This window comes from Rhodosalinus sp. 5P4, from assembly GCF_041365695.1.
Lineage (GTDB): Bacteria > Pseudomonadota > Alphaproteobacteria > Rhodobacterales > Rhodobacteraceae > Rhodosalinus.
Window position 1 is genome coordinate 155,840 of sequence record NZ_JBGFSJ010000006.1, and the last position, 7,065, is coordinate 162,904.

Genomic DNA, 7,065 nt, shown 5'->3' on the forward strand with positions numbered 1-7,065 from the left:
TGCTCGGTGCAGGGAAGAGGAGACCGCGATGAAGATTGGCTGCCCCACCGAGATCAAGCCGCAGGAGTTCCGCGTGGGCCTCACGCCGAACGCCGCGCAGGAAGCCGTGGCGCACGGGCACGAGGTGATCGTCCAGTCGGGCGCCGGCCGGGGCGCGGGCTTCGAGGACGCGGATTACACCGAGGCCGGCGCGCGGCTCGCCGAGACCGCCGAGGAGATCTTCGCCGAGGCGGAGATGATCGTGAAGGTCAAGGAACCGCAGGCGGCGGAGCGCGGGATGCTGCGCGAGGGCCAGGTGCTCTTCACCTACCTCCACCTCGCCCCCGACCCGGACCAGACGCGGGACCTGCTCGCGTCGGGCGTCACCGCCATCGCCTACGAGACGGTCACCGACGCGCAGGGCGGGCTGCCGCTGCTCGCGCCCATGTCCGAGGTCGCGGGCAGGCTCGCCCCGCAGATGGGCGCCTGGGCCCTGCAGAAGGCCAATGGCGGGCGCGGCACGCTGATGGGCGGCGTGCCGGGTGTCGGTCCTGCCGAGGTGGTGGTGATCGGCGGGGGCACCGTGGGCACCCACGCCGCGCGCGTGGCGGCCGGGATGGGGGCCGAGGTCACCGTGCTCGACCGGTCCCTGCCCCGGTTGCGCTACCTCGACGACGTGTTCGGCGACAGGTTCCGCACCCGCTACTCCTCAAGCGGCGCGCTTGCGGAGCTGCTCGGCCGCGCCGACCTCGTGGTGGGCGCGGTGCTGATCCCCGGCGCGGAGGCCCCCAAGCTCGTGCGCCGCGACGACCTTGCCCGGATGAAGCCGGGCGCCGTGCTCCTGGACGTGGCCATCGACCAGGGCGGCTGTTTCGAGACGTCGCGGGCGACCACCCACGAAGACCCGATCTACGAGGTGGACGGGATCGTGCATTACTGCGTCGCCAACATGCCGGGCGCCGTGGCGCGCACCGCGACCATCGCGCTCGGCAACGCCACGATGCCCTTCATGCTGGCGCTCGCCGACAAGGGCTGGCGGCAGGCCTGCACCGACGACCCCCATCTGCTGGCCGGGCTGAACGTGCACGCGGGGCAGCTGACTTACTATGCCGTGGGCAAGGCGCTCGGGATCGACGTGATCTCGCCGCAGAAGGTGCTGCGGTGCTGAACCGCCCGCCGCGGCGGCGCGCGGCGGCGCGCGGCCCTTTCAGGCGGCCTTCCACTTGATCGAACACCCGATGGACGGGACCGGCTCGGCCGGTCCCTTCCCCGTCTCGGCCACCTGCTTCATCGCCTCGAAGAGATCCCGGCGCAGGTCCTCGGGGCCCGTCTCCGCGCGCGAGGCATCGAGCCTGCCGCGATACTGGAGGCCGAGATCCGCGTCGAAGCCGAAGAAGTCCGGCGTGCAGGCGGCGCCATAGGCGCGCGCCACGGACTGGTCCGCGTCGTGCAGGTAGGGGAAGGGGAAGTCCTTCTCCTTCGCCATGGCGCCCATGTTCTCGAAGCTGTCGGCCGGGTAGTTCTCGGCGTCGTTCGAGCAGATTGCCGCGAAGCCGACGCCGAGCGGCGCGAGATCGCGCGCGTCGCGCACGATCCGGTCGATCACGGCGAGGACATAGGGGCAGTGATTGCAGATGAAGGCGAGCACCAGACCGTTCCGGCCCCTGAGGTCGGAGAGCGCGTGGGTCCGACCGTCGGTCGCGGGCAGGCGGAACTCCCGGGCCGTCCAGCCGAAGTCGCAGACAGGGGGGCGGGCGGCGGGCATGGGCAGGGCTCCTTTCTGTCGGTCGCGCCGAGGCTAACGCGCCGCGCGGTGCCGCTTCAAGCAGCGCCGGCCCCGGCCGCTCAGGCCGGCTTCGAGATCTCGACCGAATGCGGGTAAGGGATCGTGACGCCCTCCGCGTCGAAGGCTTCCTTGACGCGTTTCAGCATGTCGAACTTGAGATCCCAGTAATCCTCCGCCGCGCACCAGAGCCGCACGCCGAGGTCCACCGAGCTTTCGCCGAGGCCGACCACGCGCACCCAGGGCGCCGGGTCGGCGTGGACGCGCGGATCCCCCTCGGCGATGCGCAGGATGATCCCCATCGCCTTGTTCGCGTCGTCGCCGTAGTCGATGCCGAAACCCAGATCGAGGCGGCGCGTCGCATGGGCTGAGTAGTTGGTGATGACCGAGCCCCACGCCTTCCCGTTCGGCATGATGATCTGCACGTTGTCGGGCGTGACGAGTTCGGTCACGAAGAGGTCGAGGTTCTCGACCGTCCCCGCGGTGCCGCCGATATCGACGAACTGGCCCAGCTTGTAGGGCCGGAACAGGATCAGCATGAAGCCCGCCGCGAGGTCGGCGAGCGTGCCCTGGAGCGCGAGGCCCACCGCCAGCGTCGCGGCGCCCAGCACCGCGACGAGGCTCGTGGCCTCGATCCCGAAGATGCCCAGCACCGCGATGAAGACCACGAGGAGCAGCACCCACTTCACGACGCTGGCCACGAAGTTGCCGAGCGTCTTGTCGATCTGCGGGGTGCGGTTGATCCGACGGCGCACGGTGCCGCCGACGATGCCGGCGATCGTCCAGCCGACGACGAGGACGACGAGCGCCTTCAGCGCATTGAGCAGGATCGGGCCGTAGCCCGACGCCGTTTCCATGAGCTGTCTCGCCTGGTCTTCCATCGCGCCCATCCTTTCGCCGCGCAGCCGTCGCCCCGCGCCTGCGGGTTGACCCTCATGCGCAGGCAATCCTGCACCCGCGCACAAGTCAAAGGGTTTTACCTGCCGGTAATGCGCCTATTGTGCGACCGGAGCATGAAAGGAGACCCGATGGCCGAGCTTGCCGATTTCCCGATCACCCGCCGTTGGCCGCCGCAGGACCCGTCCGTGCTGCAACTCTATTCCTTCCCCACGCCGAACGGCATCAAGGTGTCGGCCATGCTGGAAGAGACGGGACTGCCCTACGAGGCGCACCGCGTGACGCTCGACGACGCCGACGTGAAGAGCCCGGAATTCCTTTCGCTCAACCCCAACAACAAGATCCCCGCCATCATCGATCCCGACGGGCCCGGCGGGGAACCGATGGGCCTCTTCGAGTCGGGGGCCATCCTGGTCTACCTCGCCGAGAAGACCGGGCAGTTCCTGCCCGCCGATCCGCGCGGGCGCTACGAGGTGCTGCAGTGGCTGATGTTCCAGATGGGCGGCGTGGGGCCGCTCTTCGGCCAGCTCGGCTTCTTCGTGAAGTTCAAGGGCGCCGAGGTGAAGGACCCGATCCCGCGCGAGCGTTACGTGAACGAGGCGCGCAGGCTTCTGGGCGTGGTGGAAACCGCGCTCGAGGGGCGCGAGTGGATCGCGGGGGAGTATTCCATCGCCGACATGGCGCTCGCGCCCTGGCTGCGCGCGCTCGACTTCTACGGCGCGAAGGACCTCGTGGGCTGGGACGCGCATCCGCGCACCGTGGCCTATCTCGACCGCTTCCTCGCGCGGCCCGCGGTGCAGCGGGCGCTCGACATCCCGCCGAGGAACGGCTGACGCGGCGGCGCCCGCGGCCTCTCATCCCGCTGCAGGCGGCGTCAGCCGGTCGCGCAGCAGCGCCACCGGGTGCGCGCGCAGGCTGAGGCGCATGGCCACGTAATCCTCCACCACCTCCTCGCCGAGCGTCATCTCCGGCAGGAGCGCCGCTGGCTCGGCGATGCCTTCCCCGTCCATGTCGCCCTCGAAAAGCGGCAGCGGCGCGGGGGCGCGGAGCGCGCGCGCCTCCCATGACGCCTCGCGGCGCGAGAGGCCGAGCGCGGCGAAGACATCCGCCTCGGCCAGCCGGGCGAGCACCGGGGGCGTCACGCCCGCGCGGCGCCAGACGTCCTCCACCGTCAGGTAGCCATTGCCGCGCGCCGCCGCGATCCAGGCGGCGTCCTCCTCCTTCAGCCCCCTGATCTGGCGGAAGCCCAGGCGCAGCGCCAGCCCGCCGCGGCCGTCGGGCTCCATCACGTTGTCCCAGTAGCTCTCGTTGATGCAGACCGGGCGCACCTCCACCCCGTGCTCGCGCGCGTCGCGCACGATCTGCGCCGGCGCGTAGAACCCCATGGGCTGCGCGTTGAGAAGCGCGCAGGCGAAGAGGCCCGGGTGATGGCACTTGAGCCAGGCGGAGGCATAGACCAGCAGCGCGAAGCTCGCCGCGTGGCTTTCGGGGAACCCGTAGGAGCCGAAGCCCTCGATCTGGGAGAAGCAGCGCTCCGCGAAATCGCGGTCGTAGCCGTTCGCCACCATGCCCTTCAGGAACCGGCTCCGGAACTCGCTGATGTTGCCGTGCTTCTTGAAGGTGGCGAGCGAGCGGCGCAGCCGGTCGGCCTCATCGGGCGTGAAATTGGCGCCGATGATGGCGATCTGCATCGCCTGCTCCTGGAAAAGCGGCACGCCCAGCGTCTTGGCCAGCACCGCGCCCAGCGCGTCGGAGGGGAACTCGACCCGCTCCTCGCCGTTGCGGCGACGGATGTAGGGGTGAACCATGTCGCCCTGGATCGGCCCCGGCCGCACGATCGCCACCTCGATCACCAGATCGTAGAACGAGCGTGGCTTCATCCGCGGCAGGAAGTTCATCTGCGCGCGGCTTTCCACCTGGAAGACGCCGACGGAGTCGGCCCGGCACAGCATGTCGTAGACCCTCGGATCCTCCTGCGGCAGCGTCGCCAGCGTGTAATCCGCCCCGTGATGCTGGCGCAGCAGCTCGAACGCCTTGCGGATGCAGGTCAGCATCCCCAGCGACAGCACGTCCACCTTGAGGATGCCCAACGTGTCGATGTCATCCTTGTCCCAGCAGATGACGGTGCGGTCCTCCATCGCCGCGTTCTCCAGCGGGCAGAGCTCGTCGAGCCGCCCCTCGGTGATGACGAAGCCGCCGACATGCTGCGACAGGTGGCGCGGGAAGCCCACGATCTCGTCGATCAGCTCCATCGTCTGGCTCAGGCGCCTGTCCGAAGGGTCGAGGCCGATCTCGGAGAGCCGCTCCGCCTCCGTCCCGCCCATGCCGTAAAAGCCCCAGAGCTGGGAGCTGAGCGCCGCCACCGTGTCCTCGGAAAGCCCCATCGCGCGGCCCACCTCGCGGATCGCGCGCTTGCCGCGGTAGTGGATGACGGTCGCGCAAAGACCCGCGCGGTGGCGGCCGTAGCGCTCGTAGATCCACTGGATCACCTCCTCGCGGCGCTCGTGCTCGAAATCCACGTCGATGTCGGGCGGCTCGTCGCGCGCCTCACTGACGAAGCGCTCGAAGACCATGGTGCCGATCTCGGGGGAGACGGAGGTGACGCCGAGGCAGTAGCAGACCACCGAATTCGCCGCCGAGCCGCGCCCCTGGCAAAGGATGCCGCGCGTGCGTGCGAAGGCGACGATGTCGTTGACTGTCAGGAAATAGGGCTCGTAGTTCAGCTTGGCGATGAGCGCGAGTTCATGCTCGAGCATGGCGCGCACGCGCTCCGGCGCGCCCTCGGGATAGCGCCGGGCGAGACCCGCCCGGGCCAGCCGGGCCAACCGGTCGCGCGGGCGCTCTCCGTCGGCGACCTCGGAAGGATATTCGTAGCGGAGCGCGTCGAGCGAGAAGGTGCAGCGCCGCGCCAGCGCCTCCGCCCGCGCCACCGCCGCCTCGTGGCCGCGGAAGATCCGGCGCATCTCGGCCGGCGAGCGCAGCCGCTGTTCGGCGTTGGCGAGCGCCGCGCGGCCGAGCGCGTCCACCCGCGTGCCGGTGCGGATGGCGGTGAGCACGTCGGCGAGCCGGCGGCGCCGGCCGTGATGCATCATGGGCCGCGCGGTGGCGAGGGTCGGCAGGGCAAGCCGCGCGGCCTCCGCCGCCCAGAGGTCGAAGCGCGCCGGGTCCTGCCCGTCATAGGCCGGGGCGAGGGCGAGGTGCAGGCGCTCTCCGAAGCGGCGGGCGAGGCGGGCCGCCTGCCGCCGCCAGTCCTCGGGCCAGTCCAGCGCGCGGGCGGGCGGGTGCAGCAGAAGCTCGAGCCCCTCCATCCCCTCCATGATGTCGTCCATGCGCAGCGCGGCGCCGCCCTTGGGCGCGCGCAGCCGCCCCCGCGAGATCAGCCGGCAGAGCCGCGCCCAGCCCTCGCGCGTGGCCGCGAGCGCGGTGATCTCGGGGCCGTCCACCGGCACGAGCCGCGCGGCCGGGATGAGGCGCGGCACGTTGCGGATCGCCGCCGACGGACCCGGGGCGCAGCCCTCGGGCGCGGGCGGGCCGATCGGCCCCCTGGCCGCCTCGAGCGCGTCGCGCTCGGCCACCTCGCGGGCGATCTCGCGCGCCGCGGCATGGGCCCGCACGATCCCCGCCACCGAGTTCTCGTCGGCCACCGCGATGGCGGACAGCCCCATGAGCCCGGCGCGGCGCATGAACTCCTCGGGATGCGAGGCGCCGGTCAGGAAGGTGAAGTTCGAGGTGATCGAGAGTTCCGCGGCCATGACGAGTCGGCATTATATTCACGTTTTGTTCTTTTTTGGAGTCCGCGCCGCGCCCGGTTCAGAGCCGCGCGCGGAACGCGTCGAGAACCTGCTCGTAGACGACACGCTTGAAGGGCACGATCACGCCCGGAAGATCCTGCGCCGGGATCCAGCGCCACTCCGAGAACTCGGGGTGATCCGTGGCGATGTCCACGTCCGCGTCCGTGCCCAGGAACCGCGCCAGCACCCATTTCTGCTTCTGCCCGCGGTAGCGCCCCTTCCAGATCCGGGGCACGAGGTCGTGGGGCAGGTCGTAGGTGACCCAGCCCTCGGTCTCGTCCTCGACGCGCACCAGGTCGGCGGTGATGCCCGTTTCCTCGCGAAGCTCGCGCAGCGCGGCCTCGCGCGGCGTCTCGTCCCCGTCGATCCCGCCCTGCGGCATCTGCCAGGCGGCCACATCGGAATCGATGCGCTGGCCCACGAACACGTCGCCGCCCGCGTTCAAGAGCATGACGCCCACGCAGGGACGGTAGGGCAGGCGGGCGATCTCCTCGGGCGTCATCCGGCGCACTCCTCTGGGCAAGAGCTTTGGCCGGCCCCTGTCCGGCCAGGGGCGGGGGGGGGGGGGGGGGGGGGGGGGGGGGGGGGGGGGGGGGGGGGGGGGGGGGGGGGGGG

Annotated in this window: 6 protein-coding genes; 2 read left to right on the forward strand and 4 right to left on the reverse strand. The window is 71.0% G+C overall.

The window, feature by feature from the left end; all coding sequences use genetic code 11:
• The first annotated feature begins 28 nt into the window (after positions 1–28).
• The gene (gene ald / locus AB6A69_RS13095; protein ID WP_371061100.1) at positions 29–1,147 is read left to right on the forward strand and encodes an alanine dehydrogenase; all 1,119 of its coding nucleotides are present in this window, start codon (positions 29–31) and stop codon (positions 1,145–1,147) included.
• 39 nt (positions 1,148–1,186) lie between these two features.
• Here the strand turns inward: ald and AB6A69_RS13100 are convergent, their stop codons facing one another.
• The gene (locus AB6A69_RS13100; protein ID WP_371061101.1) at positions 1,187–1,744 is read right to left on the reverse strand and encodes a thioredoxin family protein; all 558 of its coding nucleotides are present in this window, start codon (positions 1,742–1,744) and stop codon (positions 1,187–1,189) included.
• A gap of 80 nt (positions 1,745–1,824) precedes the next feature.
• Complete coding sequence (locus tag AB6A69_RS13105; protein ID WP_371061149.1) at positions 1,825–2,619, reverse strand: mechanosensitive ion channel family protein; 795 nt, start codon at positions 2,617–2,619, stop codon at positions 1,825–1,827.
• A gap of 171 nt (positions 2,620–2,790) precedes the next feature.
• Here AB6A69_RS13105 and AB6A69_RS13110 point away from each other — a divergent pair, with 171 nt between their 5' ends.
• Complete coding sequence (locus AB6A69_RS13110) at positions 2,791–3,492, forward strand: glutathione S-transferase family protein (protein ID WP_371038150.1); 702 nt, start codon at positions 2,791–2,793, stop codon at positions 3,490–3,492.
• Positions 3,493–3,513: 21 nt separating this feature from the next.
• Here the strand turns inward: AB6A69_RS13110 and AB6A69_RS13115 are convergent, their stop codons facing one another.
• Both AB6A69_RS13115 and AB6A69_RS13120 read right to left on the reverse strand, forming a co-directional pair.
• Entirely contained in the window at positions 3,514–6,411 is a 2,898-nt protein-coding gene (locus AB6A69_RS13115) for an error-prone DNA polymerase (RefSeq protein WP_371061102.1), read from the reverse strand.
• Positions 6,412–6,469: 58 nt separating this feature from the next.
• A complete protein-coding gene (locus AB6A69_RS13120; protein ID WP_371055251.1) occupies positions 6,470–6,952 on the reverse strand; it encodes an RNA pyrophosphohydrolase in 483 nt (160 codons plus the stop codon).
• Between the last annotated feature and the right edge of the window lie 113 nt (positions 6,953–7,065).

What these genes read in the sequence shown, in the direction of transcription:
- AB6A69_RS13105 (WP_371061149.1), bottom strand. Translation starts at nt 2,619, where the DNA reads ATGGAAACGGCGTCGGGCTACGGCCCGATCCTGCTCAATGCGCTGAAG.
- AB6A69_RS13120 (WP_371055251.1), bottom strand. Translation starts at nt 6,952, where the DNA reads ATGACGCCCGAGGAGATCGCCCGCCTGCCCTACCGTCCCTGCGTGGGC.
- AB6A69_RS13115 (WP_371061102.1), bottom strand. Translation starts at nt 6,411, where the DNA reads ATGGCCGCGGAACTCTCGATCACCTCGAACTTCACCTTCCTGACCGGC.
- ald (WP_371061100.1), top strand. Translation starts at nt 29, where the DNA reads ATGAAGATTGGCTGCCCCACCGAGATCAAGCCGCAGGAGTTCCGCGTG.
- AB6A69_RS13110 (WP_371038150.1), top strand. Translation starts at nt 2,791, where the DNA reads ATGGCCGAGCTTGCCGATTTCCCGATCACCCGCCGTTGGCCGCCGCAG.
- AB6A69_RS13100 (WP_371061101.1), bottom strand. Translation starts at nt 1,744, where the DNA reads ATGCCCGCCGCCCGCCCCCCTGTCTGCGACTTCGGCTGGACGGCCCGG.